This window comes from Frateuria edaphi (genome assembly GCF_021117405.1).
Lineage (GTDB): Bacteria > Pseudomonadota > Gammaproteobacteria > Xanthomonadales > Rhodanobacteraceae > Frateuria_A > Frateuria_A edaphi.
The window spans coordinates 284,249-300,416 of sequence record NZ_CP088251.1; the positions used below are offsets into that span (position 1 = coordinate 284,249).

Annotated in this window: 18 protein-coding genes; 13 read left to right on the forward strand and 5 right to left on the reverse strand. The window is 69.1% G+C overall.

The genetic code is table 11. From position 1 onward, the window contains the following. Positions 1–53 precede the first annotated feature (53 nt). From LQ772_RS01265 to LQ772_RS01275, 3 genes are read left to right on the forward strand one after another with little or no spacing between them, the layout of a single operon-like run. Positions 54–818 carry a L,D-transpeptidase family protein gene (locus LQ772_RS01265; RefSeq protein ID WP_231323269.1) on the forward strand — a complete coding sequence of 255 codons (765 nt, stop codon included), beginning with the start codon at positions 54–56 and terminating at the stop codon, positions 816–818. Beyond that, a complete protein-coding gene (locus LQ772_RS01270) occupies positions 815–2,077 on the forward strand; it encodes a dicarboxylate/amino acid:cation symporter (protein ID WP_231323271.1) in 1,263 nt (420 codons plus the stop codon). The genes LQ772_RS01265 and LQ772_RS01270 overlap by 4 nt, the downstream gene beginning before the upstream one ends. 60 nt (positions 2,078–2,137) lie before the next feature. Then, a complete protein-coding gene (locus LQ772_RS01275; protein WP_231323272.1) occupies positions 2,138–3,271 on the forward strand; it encodes an NAD(P)/FAD-dependent oxidoreductase in 1,134 nt (377 codons plus the stop codon). Between the two features lie 168 nt (positions 3,272–3,439). On the opposite strand, the gene LQ772_RS01280 is transcribed toward LQ772_RS01275, so the two are convergent. Beyond that, positions 3,440–4,075, reverse strand: a complete 636-nt coding sequence (locus LQ772_RS01280) for a Vgb family protein (protein ID WP_231323274.1) — start codon at positions 4,073–4,075, stop codon at positions 3,440–3,442. A 10-nt stretch (positions 4,076–4,085) separates the two neighbouring features. After that, the gene (locus LQ772_RS01285) at positions 4,086–5,306 is read right to left on the reverse strand and encodes a helix-turn-helix domain-containing protein (RefSeq protein ID WP_231323276.1); all 1,221 of its coding nucleotides are present in this window, start codon (positions 5,304–5,306) and stop codon (positions 4,086–4,088) included. Positions 5,307–5,418: 112 nt separating this feature from the next. On the opposite strand from LQ772_RS01285, the gene LQ772_RS01290 reads away from it, so the two are divergent. The 7 genes from LQ772_RS01290 to LQ772_RS01320 all read left to right on the forward strand — a co-directional run bounded on the left by LQ772_RS01290 (position 5,419) and on the right by LQ772_RS01320 (position 11,443). Continuing rightward, on the forward strand, positions 5,419–6,213 hold the full coding sequence (locus LQ772_RS01290; RefSeq protein ID WP_231323278.1) for a DUF899 domain-containing protein: 795 nt from the start codon (positions 5,419–5,421) through the stop codon (positions 6,211–6,213). After that, complete coding sequence (locus tag LQ772_RS01295; RefSeq protein ID WP_231323280.1) at positions 6,201–7,037, forward strand: DUF2182 domain-containing protein; 837 nt, start codon at positions 6,201–6,203, stop codon at positions 7,035–7,037. Before LQ772_RS01290 ends, LQ772_RS01295 begins: the two co-directional genes overlap by 13 nt. Before the next feature lie 138 nt (positions 7,038–7,175). After that, positions 7,176–7,775, forward strand: coding sequence for an anthranilate synthase component II (locus LQ772_RS01300; protein WP_231323281.1), 600 nt, complete (start codon positions 7,176–7,178; stop codon positions 7,773–7,775). Beyond that, the gene (gene trpD / locus LQ772_RS01305) at positions 7,772–8,824 is read left to right on the forward strand and encodes an anthranilate phosphoribosyltransferase (protein ID WP_231323283.1); all 1,053 of its coding nucleotides are present in this window, start codon (positions 7,772–7,774) and stop codon (positions 8,822–8,824) included. Before LQ772_RS01300 ends, trpD begins: the two co-directional genes overlap by 4 nt. Before the next feature lie 80 nt (positions 8,825–8,904). Next, positions 8,905–9,699 (forward strand): indole-3-glycerol phosphate synthase TrpC, encoded by a 795-nt coding sequence (gene trpC, locus LQ772_RS01310; RefSeq protein WP_231323285.1) that lies wholly within the window; start codon positions 8,905–8,907, stop codon positions 9,697–9,699. Positions 9,700–9,703: 4 nt separating this feature from the next. Continuing rightward, positions 9,704–10,381: a haloacid dehalogenase-like hydrolase gene (locus tag LQ772_RS01315; protein WP_231323287.1), complete on the forward strand. Its 678-nt coding sequence runs from the start codon at positions 9,704–9,706 to the stop codon at positions 10,379–10,381. Between the two features lie 93 nt (positions 10,382–10,474). Further along, positions 10,475–11,443: a bifunctional helix-turn-helix transcriptional regulator/GNAT family N-acetyltransferase gene (locus LQ772_RS01320; RefSeq protein ID WP_231323289.1), complete on the forward strand. Its 969-nt coding sequence runs from the start codon at positions 10,475–10,477 to the stop codon at positions 11,441–11,443. A gap of 48 nt (positions 11,444–11,491) precedes the next feature. Here the strand turns inward: LQ772_RS01320 and crp are convergent, their stop codons facing one another. Next, positions 11,492–12,235 carry a cAMP-activated global transcriptional regulator CRP gene (crp, locus tag LQ772_RS01325; RefSeq protein ID WP_425600818.1) on the reverse strand — a complete coding sequence of 248 codons (744 nt, stop codon included), beginning with the start codon at positions 12,233–12,235 and terminating at the stop codon, positions 11,492–11,494. Positions 12,236–12,461: 226 nt separating this feature from the next. Here crp and speD point away from each other — a divergent pair, with 226 nt between their 5' ends. After that, complete coding sequence (speD, locus tag LQ772_RS01330; protein ID WP_091334588.1) at positions 12,462–13,247, forward strand: adenosylmethionine decarboxylase; 786 nt, start codon at positions 12,462–12,464, stop codon at positions 13,245–13,247. 104 nt (positions 13,248–13,351) lie between these two features. Here the strand turns inward: speD and coq7 are convergent, their stop codons facing one another. Together coq7 and LQ772_RS01340 are read right to left on the reverse strand one after the other, a co-directional pair. Beyond that, a complete protein-coding gene (coq7, locus tag LQ772_RS01335; protein ID WP_231323293.1) occupies positions 13,352–13,993 on the reverse strand; it encodes a 2-polyprenyl-3-methyl-6-methoxy-1,4-benzoquinone monooxygenase in 642 nt (213 codons plus the stop codon). Continuing rightward, positions 13,990–15,177, reverse strand: coding sequence for a (Fe-S)-binding protein (locus tag LQ772_RS01340; RefSeq protein ID WP_231323295.1), 1,188 nt, complete (start codon positions 15,175–15,177; stop codon positions 13,990–13,992). The genes coq7 and LQ772_RS01340 overlap by 4 nt, the downstream gene beginning before the upstream one ends. A gap of 140 nt (positions 15,178–15,317) precedes the next feature. Here LQ772_RS01340 and rplM point away from each other — a divergent pair, with 140 nt between their 5' ends. Together rplM and rpsI are read left to right on the forward strand one after the other, a co-directional pair. Beyond that, positions 15,318–15,746 carry a 50S ribosomal protein L13 gene (gene rplM / locus LQ772_RS01345; RefSeq protein ID WP_231323297.1) on the forward strand — a complete coding sequence of 143 codons (429 nt, stop codon included), beginning with the start codon at positions 15,318–15,320 and terminating at the stop codon, positions 15,744–15,746. 8 nt (positions 15,747–15,754) lie between these two features. Then, the gene (rpsI, locus tag LQ772_RS01350) at positions 15,755–16,147 is read left to right on the forward strand and encodes a 30S ribosomal protein S9 (RefSeq protein ID WP_231323299.1); all 393 of its coding nucleotides are present in this window, start codon (positions 15,755–15,757) and stop codon (positions 16,145–16,147) included. Positions 16,148–16,168 lie beyond the last annotated feature (21 nt).

Here is a 16,168-nt window from a genome sequence, read left to right on the forward strand (position 1 = left end):
CGCTTGCCATCCACGCGGGCAGGCGCTCGCTTACCCCGAGAGATCGATTTCCCATGCGTAACTGTCTGCTGCTGGGTCTGGCGTTGGTCTTCGCCGGAAATGCCGTCGCCGCGGCCGACGAATCCGCCGCCTGGTCCGACGCCGGCCAGATGGTCGTGGTCACCACGCCCGGCTGGAACGTCAACCACGGCACCCTGCGCACCTACGAGCGCACCGCCGACGGCTGGAAGGAAGCCGGCGCGCCCGCCCTGGTCACCATCGGCAAGGCCGGCGCGGGCTGGGGGCTCGGCCTCAACGCCCCGCGCCACGACGGCCCGGTCAAGCGCGAAGGCGACCTGCGCAGCCCGGCCGGCGTGTTCGACATCGGCGAGGCGTTCGGCTACGCCGCCAAGGCGGACACCGCGATGCCCTACCGCGCGCTCAGCGCCACCGACTATTGCGTCGACGTCAGCGGCTCGCCCCAGTACAACCGCATCGTCGACGCCAAGGTCGCGGGCGAGAAGGCGGTAGAGGGTTCCACCGAACCGATGCGCCGCGACCTGCACGTGCACGGCGACCAGCGTTACCGGCAGGGCTTCGTGATCGAGCACAACCCGCAGCAGCGCGCACAGGGCGGCAGCTGCATCTTTGCCCATCTGTGGAAGTCGCCGGTCGACGCGACTACCGGTTGCACCGCCATGGATCCCTCGCTGATGCACCGCCTGCTGGCATGGCTGCGTCCGGACGAGCATCCGGTGTTCGTGCTGTTGCCCGCGTCTACCTATGAAAAGCTGCAAGCCGAATGGCATCTGCCAGCGCTGGAGGAAGCGGCCCGATGAGCCCCACCGCGCGCGTGCTGAGCGGCCTGGCCGCCGGCGCCATCCTCGGCCTGGTCCTGGCGGCGTGGAATCCACTGGTGGCCACGCAAGTGGCCGATGTGGTGTACCCGGTCGGCAAGCTCTGGCTCAACGGCCTGCAGATGACGGTCGTGCCGCTGGTGCTGGCGCTGGTGGTGGTCGGCGTCAATACGGCCACCGACGCGGCGGCGTCCGGGCGCATCGCGCGGCGCGCGATCGTGGTGTTCATCCTGTTGCTGTTGCTCGGTGCGTTGTTCACCGCCGCGGCGGCGCCGGCGCTGTTCTCGCTCTTCCCGCACAACCCGGCCCTGCGCGATGCGCTGGACCACGCGGTCGTGGGCAGCGCGGCGCAGGCCGCGCCGGTGAGTTGGTCGGCGGCGTTGATCGCGATGATTCCCAGCAACGCCATCATGGCCGCCGCGCAGAGCGCGATGCTGCCGCTGGTGGTGTTCGCGCTGTTCCTGGGCTTCGCGCTGACCCGCATCGCGCCCGCGCGGCGGGCCATGCTGGTGGAGTTCTTCCAGGCGATCGCCGACGCGATGATCGTGATCGTGCGCTGGGTGCTGTGGGTGGCGCCGCTGGGCGTGTTCGCGCTGATCCTGGGCGTGTGCGCGCGCTCGGGGCTGGGCATGCTGAGCGCGCTGGGTGTGTACGTGCTGGCGGAGATCGTGTTGTACCTGGCGGTGACCGCGATGATGTACGTCGTGGCGGTGGTCTGGGGCGGCGAGAAGCTGCGCCGCTTCGCCAGCGCGCTGCTGCCGCCGCAGGCGGTGGCGATCAGCACGCAGTCCTCGCTCGCCTCGTTGCCGGCGATGCTGGAAAGCGCCGAGCAACGGCTGGGCTACCCCAAGCAGGTCAACGCGCTCGTGCTGCCGATGGCGGTCACGCTGTGCCGCCTGACCAGTCCGGTGCAGTACCTGACCTCGGCTGCCTTCATCGCGTGGGCCTACGGCGTCGACCTGTCCGCCGCCCAACTGATTGCCGGCGCGCTGCTGGCGGTGGTGATCAGCCTGGGCTCGGTGGGCCTGCCCGGCGCGGTGACCTTCATCGCGACGAATCTCCCGGTGGCGCAGTCGATGGGCCTGCCGCTCGGGCCGCTGGGCCTGATGCTGGCGGTCGACACGCTGCCTGATGCCTTCGCCACCCTCGGCAACGTCACCGCCGACGTCACCGCCACCAGCGTGGTGGCAAGGCAGTCGCGCGATGCCGCGCCGGCGCAGCCAGACGCAGGCCAGGCATAACCCGCGCACAAACTTCCCTGCCTCCCCGCGACAGGGGAGAGATTCCCTGAGAGTCCCAGCATGCAATCGATCGAAACCGATGTGATCGTGATCGGCGCCGGCATGGCCGGTGCCTCGGTCGCCTATTTCCTCGCGCCGCACGCACGCGTGCTGGTGCTGGAGCGCGAGGCCTACGCCGGCATGCACTCCACCGGTCGTTCCGCGGCGCTGTTCAGCGAAACCTACGGCTCGCCGCAGGTGCGCGCGCTGACCCGCGCGACACGGCCGTTCCTCGACCATCCACCTGAGGGTTTCGCCAGCGCGCCGATCCTCACGCCGCGCGGTTCAACCGTGATCGGCACCGCCGCCGATGCCGACCGGGTGCGCGCGGAGTACGAGGCGATCCTGCCGTACACGCGCGATCTCGAGCTGCACGATGCCGCGCGCCTGCGTGCGAGCGTGCCGGTGCTGCGACCGGAAGCGGCCGCCATCGGCATGCATGAGCCGGGTGCCGCCGACATCGACGTCAACGAGCTGCACCAGGGTTTCCTGCGCGGCCTGCGCGCACGCGGCGGGCAGTTGCGCCTGGACGTGGCCATTCGCGCCATCGAACGCACGGCCGCCGGCTGGGAAGTCGACGCGGGCGAGACGGTCTACCGCGCGCCACTGTTGCTCGACGCCGCCGGCGCGTGGGCCGACCAGGTCGCACGGATGGCCGGCGTCGCGCCGCTGGGCCTGCAACCGAAGCGCCGCTCGGCCTTCGTGTTCGAACCGCCGGCCGGCATGGAGGTGCACCGCTGGCCGTTCGTCTGCGACATCGCCGAGACCTTCTACTTCAAGCCCGACGCCGGCCTGCTGCTCGGCTCGGCGGCCAACGCGGACCCGGTCGACCCGCACGACGTGCAGCCGGAGGAGTACGACATCGCGCTCGGCATCCACGGCATCGAGCAGGCCACTACCATGGAGATCCGCCGCCCGACCCGCACCTGGGCCGGCCTGCGCTCGTTCGTTGCCGATGGCGACCTGGTCGGCGGCTTTGCAGCCGACGCGCAGGGCTTCTTCTGGGTCGCCGCCCAGGGCGGCTACGGCATCCAGACCAGCGCCGCGATGGGCGAGGCCTGCGCAAACCTGGCACTGGGCCGGCCGTTGCCGGGCCCGCTGACCGACGCCGGCATCACCGCGGAGATGCTGTCGCCCGCGCGCCTGTCCAGGTGAGGGCTTTCGCCGCGAGGTCCGGGCAGTAGGCAGTCACTTCGCTTTCGGAGGCCGCCGTGCAACGGATTCTGCGCACACCGTGGGTGTTCTCCACGGAGCTGTTGCGCGACGGCATAGACCTGCAACCACCGACGCGTCCGGCTGGCTCGGCGGTTGGAGATGCGACGACTAGGCGGCGCGCCGCGGCCGGCGTACGACGCGCAGCTTGCCGCTGCCGCCGCCGCCGCAGAAGAAGCGTTCGCCGTCGCTGTCCAGGCCGGAGACACCGGTGCCCTCGGGCATGTCGATGCGTTCCAGCACCGCGCCGTCGCGCGGGTCGATCCGGCGCAATTCGCTTTCGCCGCCTTCCCAGGTGCCGTGCCAGAGCTCGCCGTCCACCCAGGTGACGCCGGTGACGAAGCGGTTCGATTCGATGGTGCGCAGGATCGCGCCGGTGTCCGGGTCCAACTGGTGGATCTTGCGGTCCTGGTACTCGCCCACCCACAGCGATCCTTCGGCCCAGGCCAGGCCCGAGTCGCTGCTGCCGGGGGCCGGAATGGCGGCGAGCACGCGGCCTGTCTGCGGATCGATCTTGTGGATCCGGTTCTCGGCGATCTGGTACAGGTGCCGGCCGTCGAAGGCGGTGCCCGCGTGCGCGGCCACCTCGATCGAGCGCAACGGCTTGCCGCTGTCCGGGTCCACGGCGGTGAGGCCTTCGCCGCCGGCGAACCACACCTGATGACCGTCCCAGGTCACGCCATGGACCATGTCGACGCCCGGATAGGGACCCAGTTCGGCGAGGATGTCGGCTTGGGATCGTTTCATGCGGGGCATCCTAGTCGCCCGGCAGCGGGGCGGGGAGTAACAAGGCCGTCGCGAAACCGGGCATCGGCGGGCACATCCAGCGGCGCGCGCGCCCGCGGCCGAGTGACTGCACCTTGCCGGCCCCGGCGAGCGCGTCGAGCGAGCGCTGCACGGTGCGCTGGCTGGCGCCGAGCGCCAGCGCGAGGGCCGAACTGGACCACGACTCGCCGTCGGCAAGCAGGGCGAGCACCGCCGCATGGGCCTCCTCGGCCGGCCGCGCCAGCACTGCAACGTCGCGCGCCCCATGTGGCATCAGCGCAAAACCCTGCTGCGTCGCGCGAACGTCGGCCAGGGGCCTGAGCAAGGCGCGCAGCCGGCCGATCTCCACGCGCAGCCGCGCGCGATGCGTTTCGTCCGGCAGTTTCGCGCGGAACGCGTGACGGATAAGCACTTCGCGCGGTACATCGCCGGGCCAGGCTTCCGCCAGCTTGCGCGCGAGTGCGAACAGCACCGGGCGGCTCGCCAGCGCGACCGTCGTGCCGGCGGCGTGCATGGCGTGGCGGCAGCCATCCAGCACCAGCGTCTCCGAGGCCAGCAGTGCTTCGACGTCCGCCAGCAGCAGCGATCGTTCCCCGTCCCTGGAAACCAGGCGCGCCCCGGGTGCATGCAGGGCCAGCGCCAGGCTCTCCACTTCCGCCGCCAGCGCCGGGATGCCCGCGTGGCGCACCGCGTGGCGGGCGCGTTCGAGTGCGGCCTGCGCCACCGCGGCCCGCAGTCGCCGCATGGCGATGCCGGCGACCGCCAGTTCGTGCGCCGTGCGCAGGGCGGGCGGCAGCAACGCGGGCCGGATCCCTTCGAGTTCGTGCTCGGCCTCGCGCAGGCGGCCGATCAGCAGGAGGCGGCGGGTCGCGAGGCAGCGGGCGTGGGCGGCATTGATGTGGTCGCCATGCTCCTCCAGCGCCTCCCGTGCGGCCGCGAGCGTCTTCTCGGGCCAGCCCAGGTCACGCGAGACCAGCGCGATCTCCGCCTCGGCCACGACGCAGCGCGCGCGGGCCAGCGCCTCCTTCGGACCGAACGTGCGCGCGGCCTGCCGTACCAGCGCACGGGCCCGAGCGAGATCGCCCAGCTGCGCCATCGCGATACCGCGCAGTGCGAGCGCCGGCGCGTCCTCGCGAAGCGCGACGCGGTTCAGCGCGCCGAGCGGATCGCCGGCGGCAAGCGCGCGACCCGCGGCCACGATCAGGGAATCCATCGCAATCCCGCCAAAGTTGTCACTCCCGCCTGCCCACGCCGCCGCGCCAATCTAGCCCACGACCACCACGCGCGTCGCCACGGCGACCGCGCCATCCACGGGAGCGCGAAACATGGCAAGCCACGAGACCACCACACGAGAGCAATGGCTGGCAGAACGACTCGATCTGCTGGCAGCGGAAAAGGAACTCACCAGGCGCAGCGACGAGCTGGCGCGACGTCGCCAGGCCCTGCCGTGGGTACGCATCGACAAGCCGTACCGCTTCATCACCGAGCTGGGCAGCGCCACGCTGGCGGAGCTGTTCCAGGGCCGCTCGCAGCTGATGGTCTATCACTTCATGTTCGGGCCCGACTATGCCGCCGGATGCCCATCCTGCTCGGCGATCGCCGACGGCTTCGACGGCATCGCAATGCACCTGGCCAACCATGACGTGACGCTGATGGCGGTATCGCGGGCGCCGCTGGACAAGCTGCTGGCCTACCGCCGGCGGATGGGCTGGTCGTTCCCGTGGGCGTCCGCCCATGGCAGCGATTTCGCGGAGGACTTCAACGTCGCCTTCGACCAGGCGCAGCAGCGCGCCGGCACGGTCGAGTACAACTACCGTCGCGGCGGCCATGCCATGGACGTGGTGCCCGCGCCCGCGCCGGTGGAGCAGTTCGCCGCCACCTGCGGCACCGACGCGCCGACCTACGCGCGCGACCGGCCGGGCATGAGCACCTTCGTCCTGGAAGACGGCGTGGTCTATCACAGCTATTCGACCTATGCGCGCGGCCTGGACGGGTTGTGGAACATGTACCAGTGGCTGGACCGGGCGCCGCGGGGGCGCAACGAAACCGGGATCTGGTGGCGTCGCCACGACGAATACGGCGGTGCGAAGCGCGGCATGGAGGCGCCATGCTGCGGCTGAGCCCCGCCGCGCCCGCGGGGTCGCCGCGAAAGGTTTCGCGGCGAGCGCTCCCGGGCATCCTGGCGCTGGCGTTCGCCGCCAGCGTGGCCGTCACGGTGCTCTGTGGCAACGCCACGGCCTCGATGGGTGCCATGCCCATGCCGGGGGGCTGGACACCGTCGATGGCCTGGATGCGGATGGGCGGGCAGGGCTGGCCCGCGGCGGCCCGAGGCTTCCTGCTCATGTGGATGCCCATGACGGCGGCGATGATGCTGCCGTCGCTGGGACCGGTGCTGTCGCGCTACGGCCGCACGCTGGCATGCGCCGGCGTCCGGCGACCCGGTCGGGTCATGTCCGCGGCCGCGCTGGGCTATTTCCTCGTCTGGGCCGCGCTCGGCGCGGCGATCTATCCGTTCGGTGCCGCATTGGCACAGGCGGCGATGGGCCATCGGTGGCTGGCGCACGGGGTGGCGTTCGTGGCCCCGATGGTCGTAATGCTCGCCGGCGCGCTCCAATTCACCGCATGGAAGGCGCGCCGCCTCGCCTGCTGCCGCGCGGCGCCTGGCGCCATGCCGACGCCACCGGGCAGCATGGCTGCGGGCCTTCGCCGTGGCGTACGCCTCGGGCTCGAGTGCGCTTGCTGCTGCGGCAACCTGATGGCGGTCTCGCTGGTCGCGGGAATGATGGACCTGCGAGCCATGGTGGCGGTGACGCTGGCGATCACGGCGGAGCGCCTGCTGCCCGCGGGCGAGCGGGTGGCCCGAGGCGTCGGCCTGCTCGCCGTCGGTGCAGGCGTGCTGTTGACCGTGCACGCCGTCAGCGGGGGCTGGCACCTCCGGCCCTGAACCCCCGGGCAAACCGGGTGGCGATTGCCACGGGATCGGCGCGGGCGGATACACTTTGGGCATCCATCTGGAATCGAACCCGCGCTCGCCGGCAGGCGACCGACGCGGCAAGTTTCCGCCCGCCGGAGGCCCAGGCCCGTGCTGCTGATGATCGACAACTACGACAGTTTTACCTTCAATCTCGTGCAGTACCTGGGCGAGCTGGGGCAGGAGGTGAAGGTGGTGCGCAACGATGCGCTGGACGTGGCCGGCATCCGCGCGCTCGAGCCTTCGCACATCATGATCTCGCCCGGGCCGGGCACGCCGGACGATGCGGGCGTATCGCTGGCGGTGCTGCGCGAGCTGGCGGGGGAGATTCCGGTGTTCGGCGTGTGCCTGGGGCACCAGGCGATCGGTCAGGCGTTTGGCGGCAGGGTGATCCGCGCCAAGCAGATCATGCATGGCAAGACGTCGCCGGTGCGCCATCGCGGGCGCGGCGTGTTCGCCGGCCTTCCCGATCCGTTCGAGGCCACGCGCTACCACTCGCTGGTGGTCGAGCAGGGCTCGCTACCGGATTGCCTGGAAGTCACGGCGTGGACCGAGCACGCCGATGGCTCGATCGACGAGATCATGGGCCTGCGCCACAAGACGCTGCCGGTCGAGGGCGTGCAGTTCCATCCCGAATCGATCCTGACCCAGTACGGCCATGACCTGCTGGCCAACTTCCTCGGGTTGCCGCGGCGGAAGCTCGCTGCATGAGTCCGCGCGGGATTTCGATCACGCCCCAGGAAGCGCTCCAGCGGACCATCGAACATCGCGAGATCTTCCACGACGAGATGATCGCGCTGATGCGCCAGATCATGGGTGGCGAGGTGAGCCCGCTGATGACCGCCGCGATCATCACCGGTCTACGCGTCAAGAAGGAGACGGTGGGCGAGATCACCGGTGCGGCGCGGGTGATGCGAGAGCTGTCGGCCAAGGTCGAGGCGCCGGCACATCCTCATTTCGTCGACATCGTCGGCACCGGTGGCGACGGCGCGTCGAGTTTCAACATTTCCACCGCCTCGATGTTCGTCGCTGCCGCGGCCGGCGCGCGCGTGGCCAAGCACGGCGGGCGCAGCGTGTCGTCCAAATCCGGCAGCGCCGACGTGCTCGAGGCGCTGGGCGCCGTGATCGACCTGGATCCGGCGCGGGTCGCCCAGTGCATGGAAGAGACCGGCATCGGCTTCATGTTCGCGCCCAACCACCATCCGGCGATGAAGGTCGTCGCGCCGGTGCGCAAGGAAATGGGCGTGCGCACCTTGTTCAACATTCTGGGTCCGCTGACCAACCCGGCCGATGCGCCGAACATCCTGATGGGCGTGTTCCACCCCGACCTGGTCGGCATCCAGGTACGCGTGCTGCAGGCGCTGGGCGCGCGCCACGCGATGGTGGTGTGGGGCCGCGACGGCATGGACGAGATCTCGCTGGGCGCGTCCACGCTGGTCGGTGAACTGCATGGTGGCGAAGTACGCGAGTACGAGATCGAGCCGGAGGATTTCGGCCTGGCAATGGCCTCCAGCCGCAACCTCAGGGTGGAGAGCGTGGACGAATCGCGCGCCATGCTGCTGGACGCGCTGGGCGGACGCCACGGCGTGGCGCACGACATCGTTTGTCTAAACGCGGGTGCGGCGCTTTACACCTCCGGGGTGGCGGCAGACATCGACGAAGGAATCGCGCTGGCGCGCCATACCATCGCCAGCGGCGCCGCGCATGCGAAAATGATGGAATTCATCGCCGCGACGCGAAGGCTCGCCGGACCCATGTAGGAGCGCCCCCGGGCGCGACCGCGTGTCGCCGGCTCGCCCCGGCCGCGCCCAAGTGCGCTCCTACGGAAATCCATTCCGCCATGACCGATATCCTGCAACGCATCCTCGCCCGCAAAGCGGAGGAGATCGCCGAGCGCAGCGCCGCGCTGCCGCTGGCCGAGCTCGCCTCGCGCATCGGGGAACTGCCGCCCACGCGTGGCTTCGCCGCCGCCATCGAGGACAGGCTTGCCGCTGGCTTGCCGGCGGTGATCGCCGAGGTGAAGAAGGCCAGCCCGAGCAAGGGTGTGATCCGGGCCGACTTCGATCCGGCCGCGATCGCGCGCAGCTATGCCGGGGGCGGCGCGACCTGCCTGTCGGTGCTGACCGACCGCGACTTCTTCCAGGGCAGCGAGGAGTACCTCAGGCAGGCACGCGAAGCTTGTGCGCTGCCGGTCCTGCGCAAGGACTTCATCATCGATCCCTACCAGGTGTACGAGGCCCGTGCGATCGGCGCCGACTGCATCCTGCTGATCGTCGCCGCGCTCGGCGACGCGGCGCTGCTGGATCTATCGCTGGTTGCCGCCGAGCTCGACCTGGACGTGTTGTGCGAAGTGCACGACGCGCAGGAGCTGGAACGCGCGCTGGCGCTGCCGGTGCCGCTGATCGGCGTGAACAACCGCAACCTGCGCACCTTCGAGACCTCGCTCGATACCTCGCTCGCGCTTCGGCCGCGCATGGCGGGCGAGGACCGCGTGCTCGTGGCCGAGTCCGGCATCCACGCGCGCGAGGACGTGGCACGCCTGCGCGAGGCAGGCATCCACGCCTTCCTGGTCGGCGAAGCATTCATGCGTGCCGAGGATCCGGGCCAGGCGCTCGATCGGCTGTTCGCGGCCTGACGCGATGGACGACGGGCAGGACACCGCAGCCGCCGGCGCACCACCGGTCGTGTTGTTCGACTTCGACGGCGTGCTTACCCACGCCGATACCTATGCCTTGTTCGTGCGCGAGCGCTACGCCCGCTCGGCCTGGCGCCAGCTGTTCGCCCTGCTGGCGCTGCCCTGGTTGATGTTGCTGTGGCCATTGACGCGCCGGCTGCAACGCCCGCTGGTGCACATCGCGTTGCTGGGGCTGGACGAGAAGCGCTACGGCACCGCCGTCGATGCCTTTGCCGCCGAGCTCGTGCGGCGCCCCGGCCATTTCTGCCGTGATGGCGTGCGGGCACTCCGACGCCACCAGGCGGCGGGCGAGCGGGTGATCGTGGTGACTGGCTGCGAGCACACGCTGGTCGAGAGCCTGCTCGCCCAGCTGGGCCTCGCCGGGGTGGAACTGGTCGCCTCGCGGCTCAAGCGCGGCCCGTTCGGCCTGCGCGTGGCGCACCACAACATCGGCGCGGGCAAGCTCAAGGCGCTGACTGCGCATGGTGTCCCTGCCTGGCGACGCGCCTACGGCGATTCGCTGCATGACCTGCACATGCTCAAAGCGGCGGCCGAACCGGTGCTGGTCAACGGCACGCCCAAGCTGTGCAAACGGATCGAGCGGGCGCTGGGCCGGTCGATCGAACGGGTGGCCTGGCACTGACGACGCGCGGAGCGACTACCCCCGAAAGGGACTTGCAAGGCATCGGCGCATTAAATACGTTAGTGCTTACGTATTGGTCTGGTGGGCAGTCGCATGTATCTGGCATCCCTTGGCAAGCTGGCGCTCGGCAGCCGGCTGAAGGCACTCAGCGATCACTTCTACGGCGCCGCGGATGAGGTCTACCGGACGCTCGGTGCGCCCATCGAATCGCGCTGGCTGCCGGTACTGCGCTATCTATGGGATGCCGGCCCGAACACGGTGACGGACGTGGCACACGCCATCGGCCAGACCCATTCGGCGGTGAGCCAGCTCACCGACAAGCTGGTGCGCGCCGGGATGGTCCGGCGCCGACGCGACCCCGCGGACGGACGGCGCAGCGTGCTGACGCTCACCGACAAGGCGCATGCGGCACTCGCCGGGCTGGGTCCGATCTGGTGTGCCGTGCAGCGTGGAGTGAGCAGCTCGCTGGAAGCGCACGCCGCCCAGCTGCTGGACGCCATCGCGGCGTGCGAGCGGTCCCTGCAGGAACGTCCCGTCGCCGCCGCCATTCTCGCCGAGCATGAAGCCATCAAGGCGACGCCGTTGCGGATCGTGCCGTATGAGCCGGCGTTGCGCGAACACTTCTACCGGTTGAACGCGCAATGGCTGGAACGCCACTTCCGTATCGAGGAGATCGATCGCGCGGTGCTGAGCGACCCGGAGCGCTACATCCTGCAGCCGGGCGGCGCGATCTTTTTCGCGCGACTGGACGAGGAGGTCATCGGCACCTGTGCGCTGTTGCAGGAATCGCCCGGGGTGTTCGAGCTGACCAAGATGGGCGTGGACGAGACATTCCGTGGCCTGGGAGCGGGCAAGCGACTGCTCGGGGCCTGCATCGCCGAGTTCCACCGCCGCGGCGGGCAGACGCTGTTCCTGGAGTCCAACAGCCGCCTGCAGACCGCGTTGCGGATGTACGAGAAGGCCGGATTCGTGATGCAGCCGTCGGTACGTCCCGGCTCGCATTACGAGCGCGCGGATGTCTACATGATCTATCGGCCGGAAACGTCGCCGCGGGAATCCTGATGACGCCGCGGCCGTGGTGGCCTTGCCGCGAAGCGGCGAGGGCGAAGATCAGCGCGTGCCCTTGACCACGATCGTCTTGCCGGACACGTTGATCATGCCCTGTTCTTCAAGCTGCTTGAGCACGCGACCGACCATCTCGCGCGAGCAGCCCACGATGCGGCTGACTTCCTGGCGCGAGATGCGGATCTGCGTGCCGTCAGGATGGGTCATGGCGTCGGGCTCCTGGCACAGGTCCAGCAGCGTGCGCGAGATGCGGTTGGTGACGTCCATGAAGGCCATGCGGCTGACCTGGCGCGAAGTGCGCAGCAAACGGTTGGTCAGTTGCGAGCCGATCGCGAATAGGATCTTCGGGCATTCCTCGCGCAGCGGGCCTTCCATCAGCTGGAACAGGCGCTCGTAGCTGATCTCGGCCATCTCGCACGGCGTGCGGCTGCGCACGATCGACTCGCGCTGCGCCTGCTCGACGAACAGGCCCATCTCGCCGATGAACTGGCCGCGGTTGAGATAGGCCAGGATCAGTTCGCGGCCCTGCTCGTCTTCGGTGCAGACCGCGAGCGAGCCTTCGATGATGTAGTAGAGCGTGTTGGCCGGGTCGCCCGGGCGGATGATCGCGGTCTTGCCGGGATAGCGCCGGCGGTGGCACAGCGCCAGGAAGCGCTCCATCGATGCCGGGTCCGGCGCAAAGCTCAGCGGCGCCTGGGACCGTTCGAAAGCCTGCTGGAGTTGGTACTTGAGTTGTGCCACGAGAGTATCCGCTGTTGAGCCACGGCGCTGCCGCGATGCCGTTACCATGCATCACGCGTCTCGCCTGATCAAGAGATGATGCGGCTTGCGCCCGTGAGTTCTGTTTTCCGGCGTTTTGCCGCATACTTCGCAGTCTTTCGGCCAAGCTGCATGTCGGGCCGGAATACAGGTCGCGCAGGATGAGGGTCCTGGCGCGCCTTTTTCTTTTCGCGGGGACCCTTAAGCTGCTAACCCGCCTCATCTGCTGGCCGCATTCCGGCCATGGAGAGTCGCCGTGGTGAAACCGCTCCCGCGCCTGCGCCTGCAGGGCTTCAACAACCTGACCAAGGCCCTGAGCTTCAACATCTACGACATCTGCTATGCGGTGTCCGAAGACCAGCGCCAGCGCTATATCGAGTACATCGACGAACAGTACGATGCCGATCGCCTGACCCAGATCCTCACCGACGTGGCGGAGATCATCGGCGCGAACATCCTCAACATTGCGCGTCAGGACTACGACCCGCAGGGCGCTTCGGTCACCATCCTCATCTCCGAGGAGCCGGTGGTGGAGAAGCTTGGCCGCGACACCATCTCCGGTGCCGTCGTCGCGCACATGGACAAGAGCCACATCACCGTCCACACCTATCCGGAAACGCACCCGCACAACGGCATCGCGACTTTTCGCGCGGACATCGATGTCGCCACCTGCGGCGTGATCTCGCCGCTGAAGGCTCTGAACTACCTGATCGACAGCTTCGAGTCGGACATCGTGGTGTGCGACTACCGCGTGCGCGGCTTCACCCGCGACGTGAAGGGCAAGAAGCACTTCATCGACCACAAGATCAATTCGGTGCAGGACTACCTGGCGCGCCACATCCGCCAGAAGTACGAGATGTTCGACGTCAACGTGTACCAGGAAAACATCTTCCACACGAAGATGCACATCAAGGACTTCGACCTGGACACCTACCTGTTCGAGGCACACGCGGACGACCTGTCGTTCAAGGAGCGCCAGAGGATCGAGTCGCTGCTCAAGCGCGAGATCGAGGAACTGTTCCACGGCCGCAACCTGATGTGATCGAGACCCCGCCGCGAGGCGGGGTTTTTCGTTGCGCGGCTCGCCAAGCCCGCTTGGGAGCCAGGACCACGCCCCGCAAGCGGTCCCGCATGGAAGCAGTGCCGTCAGATGCGGTAGGCGACGCCCTTCATCACCAGTGAACTCAGGTGCATCAGGCCGGGGATCGGGAAGGGCAGGTCAATGCCGCCGCGCGCCTTGGCGTTATCGGCATGGCGCACCTCGTCGGCCTGCATCTGCGCGAGCACTGCGCGCGAGCGTTCGTCCTGTGGCGGCAGGCGCTGGAGGTGGTCTTCCAGGTGCGCCTCCACCTGACGCTCGGTTTCCACCACGAAGCCCAAGCTGACCTTGTCGCCGACCAGCGCGGCGGCGGCGCCGATCGCGTAGCTGCCGGCGTACCACAACGGGTTGAGCAGGCTGGGACGGCTGTCCAGTTCGCGCAGCCGTTGCGCGCACCAGGCCAGATGGTCGGTCTCCTCGTCGGCCGCGTGTTGCAGATGGCGGCGGGTGTCGTCGTCGCGCGCGAGCGCGGCCTGGCCGTCGTACAGCGCCTGCGCGCAGACCTCGCCGGTGTGGTTGATGCGCATCAGGCCGGCGGCGTGGCGGCGCTCCTGTTCGTCGAGCGGGGCGTCTTCCATGTCTTCGGCCGGTGACGGGCGAGCCGGTTCCGGCGCCCCGGCGACGGTTTCCAGGGCGCGCTCGATGCCGGTCAGCAGGCGGTCGAAAGGGGAGAGCGTGCGGGCGTTCATGAGTGTTGTCCCGTTGCAAGTTGCTGCGCCAGCAGCACCAGTGGATGCAGGGTCGGTACGGTCGAGCCTTGTTCGGCAAGGCCCGCGGCCAGATGCAGCCGGCATCCGATATTGGACGACAGCAACGCTTGCGGCGCCACCGCGCCGGCGGCCTCGAGCGTCGGTGCACGCAAGGCTGCCGCGCGTTCGGGGAATTCCAGCAGGTGGCTGCCGGCCGCCCCGCAGCAGCGTGCCGGCAGCGGCATGACCTCCAGCGTCGGCACGCGCCCCAGCAGCGCCTGCAAGGCTTCGCCGCTGCGCGCGACATTCAGTTGCGTGCAGGGCAGATGGAGCGCCACGCGCCGTGGGAGCGGCCGGAACTGCAGATGTTCGGCCTGGGCGGCCAGCAACGCGTAGGGATCGTCCACCCTAGCGTCGGGCAGGGCATTGCGCAGTTGGCCGATGCAGCCGGGGGTAACCGTCACCAGCACGGACGCGCCGCTGGCCTGCCAGGCATCGCGTACACGCCGGGCCGCGCGCGCGGCCGCCTGCGTGTCACCGCCGTGGGCGTCCAGCGCGCCACAACAGAGGCCCGGCAGGCGGATGACCGGGTGACCGACCGCCTCGAGCAGGGCGATGGCCGCCTGTTGCGCCGCCGCGTCTTCCACGCTGGCCACGCAGCCCGGGAAGAGCGCCACGCGCGCCAGCGTCCGAGCGCGCGGCGCATCTGCAAGCGATGGCGCCAGTTGCGGAGCCGACGTCGAGGCCGCAAGCGCCAGGGCGGTACGCCAGCGGGAGGGCAGCGGCAGCCAGCGAGCGAGGCCGGCATGCCAGCGGTGCAATCCGACGAGCCGGGTCAGGCGCAACAGGGCGGGTTGCCTGGCCAGCGCGAGCAGCACGCGCGGACGTTGCGGTGCGGGACCGAGCAGGCCACGGGTTTCCATCAGCAGCTCGCCGAAACGCACCTGGGCGGGGCACACCCGTTCGCAGCTCAGGCAACCCAGGCAGTGGTCCAGCGGCTCGCGTACTTCGTCGGTGACCGGCGCCAACCCCTTGGCCAGCGCCGCGGCAATCGCGATGCGCCCGCGTGGCGACTCGGCCTCGTTGCCGTCCAGCGCATAGGTCGGGCACACCGGCAGGCACAGGCCGCACTGCACGCACTGGTCGGCCAGCGCGGCGATGTGCTGGGACTTGTTCTGGGGCATGGTCGGCATGCTATCATTGGCAGCTCACAGTCGGCCGACCGGCAGGCTTGCGCGATCGATGACGGCTCCGCTATCATCTCGCGCCTTTGTTCCACCGATTCCGCTAACCGCCCTCATGGCGGCAGACAGGTATTCTTGAAATGAAAACGTTCAGCGCCAAGCCGGAAAGCGTCAAGCGCGACTGGTACGTGGTCGATGCGACGGGCAAGACGCTCGGCCGTCTGTCCACCGAGATCGCCCGCCGCCTGCGCGGCAAGCACAAGCCGGAATTCACTCCGCACGTCGACACCGGCGACTACATCGTCGTGGTCAACGCCGAGAAGGTCGCGGTCACCGGCGCCAAGCTGGACGACAAGATGTACCACCGCTTCACCGGCTATGTCGGCAACCTCAAGACGATGTCCTTGAAGGACCTGCTGGCCACGCATCCGGAGCGGGTGATCGAGATCGCCGTCAAGGGCATGCTGCCGAAGAACCCGCTGGGCCGCGCGATGTACCGCAAGCTCAAGGTGTACGGCGGCGCCGAACATCCGCATACCGCCCAGCAGCCGCAGGCGCTGGAGATCTAAGGAAACCCATGGCTATCCAGCAGAATTACGGCACCGGCCGCCGCAAGACCTCCGCCGCCCGCGTGTTCCTGCGCAAGGGCAATGGCGCGATCGAAGTCAACGGCAAGACGCTCGACCAGTTCTTCGGTCGCGAGACCTCGCGCATGATCGTGCGCCAGCCGCTCGAGCTGACCCAGAGCGCCGACAAGTTCGACATCAAGGTCACGGTTGCCGGTGGCGGCATCACGGGCCAGGCCGGCGCGATCCGCCTGGGCATCGCCCGCGCGCTGATCGAATACGATGAATCCCTGAAGTCGGCGCTGCGCAAGGCCGGTTTCGTGACCCGCGATGCCCGCGAGGTCGAGCGCAAGAAGGTCGGTCTGCACAAGGCCCGCCGCGCTACCCAGTTCTCGAAGCGTTAAAATCCGCTTCGAGGGGCGATG

Bases quoted from the DNA above. Each gene is read 5' to 3' on its own strand.
- coq7 (WP_231323293.1), bottom strand. From the start codon at position 13,993: ATGAACGCCCGCACGCTCTCCCCTTTCGACCGCCTGCTGACCGGCATC.
- LQ772_RS01340 (WP_231323295.1), bottom strand. From the start codon at position 15,177: ATGCCCCAGAACAAGTCCCAGCACATCGCCGCGCTGGCCGACCAGTGC.
- LQ772_RS01285 (WP_231323276.1), bottom strand. From the start codon at position 5,306: ATGGATTCCCTGATCGTGGCCGCGGGTCGCGCGCTTGCCGCCGGCGAT.
- rplM (WP_231323297.1), top strand. From the start codon at position 15,318: ATGAAAACGTTCAGCGCCAAGCCGGAAAGCGTCAAGCGCGACTGGTAC.
- trpD (WP_231323283.1), top strand. From the start codon at position 7,772: ATGAGTCCGCGCGGGATTTCGATCACGCCCCAGGAAGCGCTCCAGCGG.
- LQ772_RS01275 (WP_231323272.1), top strand. From the start codon at position 2,138: ATGCAATCGATCGAAACCGATGTGATCGTGATCGGCGCCGGCATGGCC.
- rpsI (WP_231323299.1), top strand. From the start codon at position 15,755: ATGGCTATCCAGCAGAATTACGGCACCGGCCGCCGCAAGACCTCCGCC.
- LQ772_RS01295 (WP_231323280.1), top strand. From the start codon at position 6,201: ATGCTGCGGCTGAGCCCCGCCGCGCCCGCGGGGTCGCCGCGAAAGGTT.
- LQ772_RS01270 (WP_231323271.1), top strand. From the start codon at position 815: ATGAGCCCCACCGCGCGCGTGCTGAGCGGCCTGGCCGCCGGCGCCATC.
- LQ772_RS01290 (WP_231323278.1), top strand. From the start codon at position 5,419: ATGGCAAGCCACGAGACCACCACACGAGAGCAATGGCTGGCAGAACGA.
- LQ772_RS01280 (WP_231323274.1), bottom strand. From the start codon at position 4,075: ATGAAACGATCCCAAGCCGACATCCTCGCCGAACTGGGTCCCTATCCG.
- LQ772_RS01265 (WP_231323269.1), top strand. From the start codon at position 54: ATGCGTAACTGTCTGCTGCTGGGTCTGGCGTTGGTCTTCGCCGGAAAT.
- LQ772_RS01320 (WP_231323289.1), top strand. From the start codon at position 10,475: ATGTATCTGGCATCCCTTGGCAAGCTGGCGCTCGGCAGCCGGCTGAAG.
- LQ772_RS01315 (WP_231323287.1), top strand. From the start codon at position 9,704: ATGGACGACGGGCAGGACACCGCAGCCGCCGGCGCACCACCGGTCGTG.
- trpC (WP_231323285.1), top strand. From the start codon at position 8,905: ATGACCGATATCCTGCAACGCATCCTCGCCCGCAAAGCGGAGGAGATC.
- crp (WP_425600818.1), bottom strand. From the start codon at position 12,235: ATGGTAACGGCATCGCGGCAGCGCCGTGGCTCAACAGCGGATACTCTC.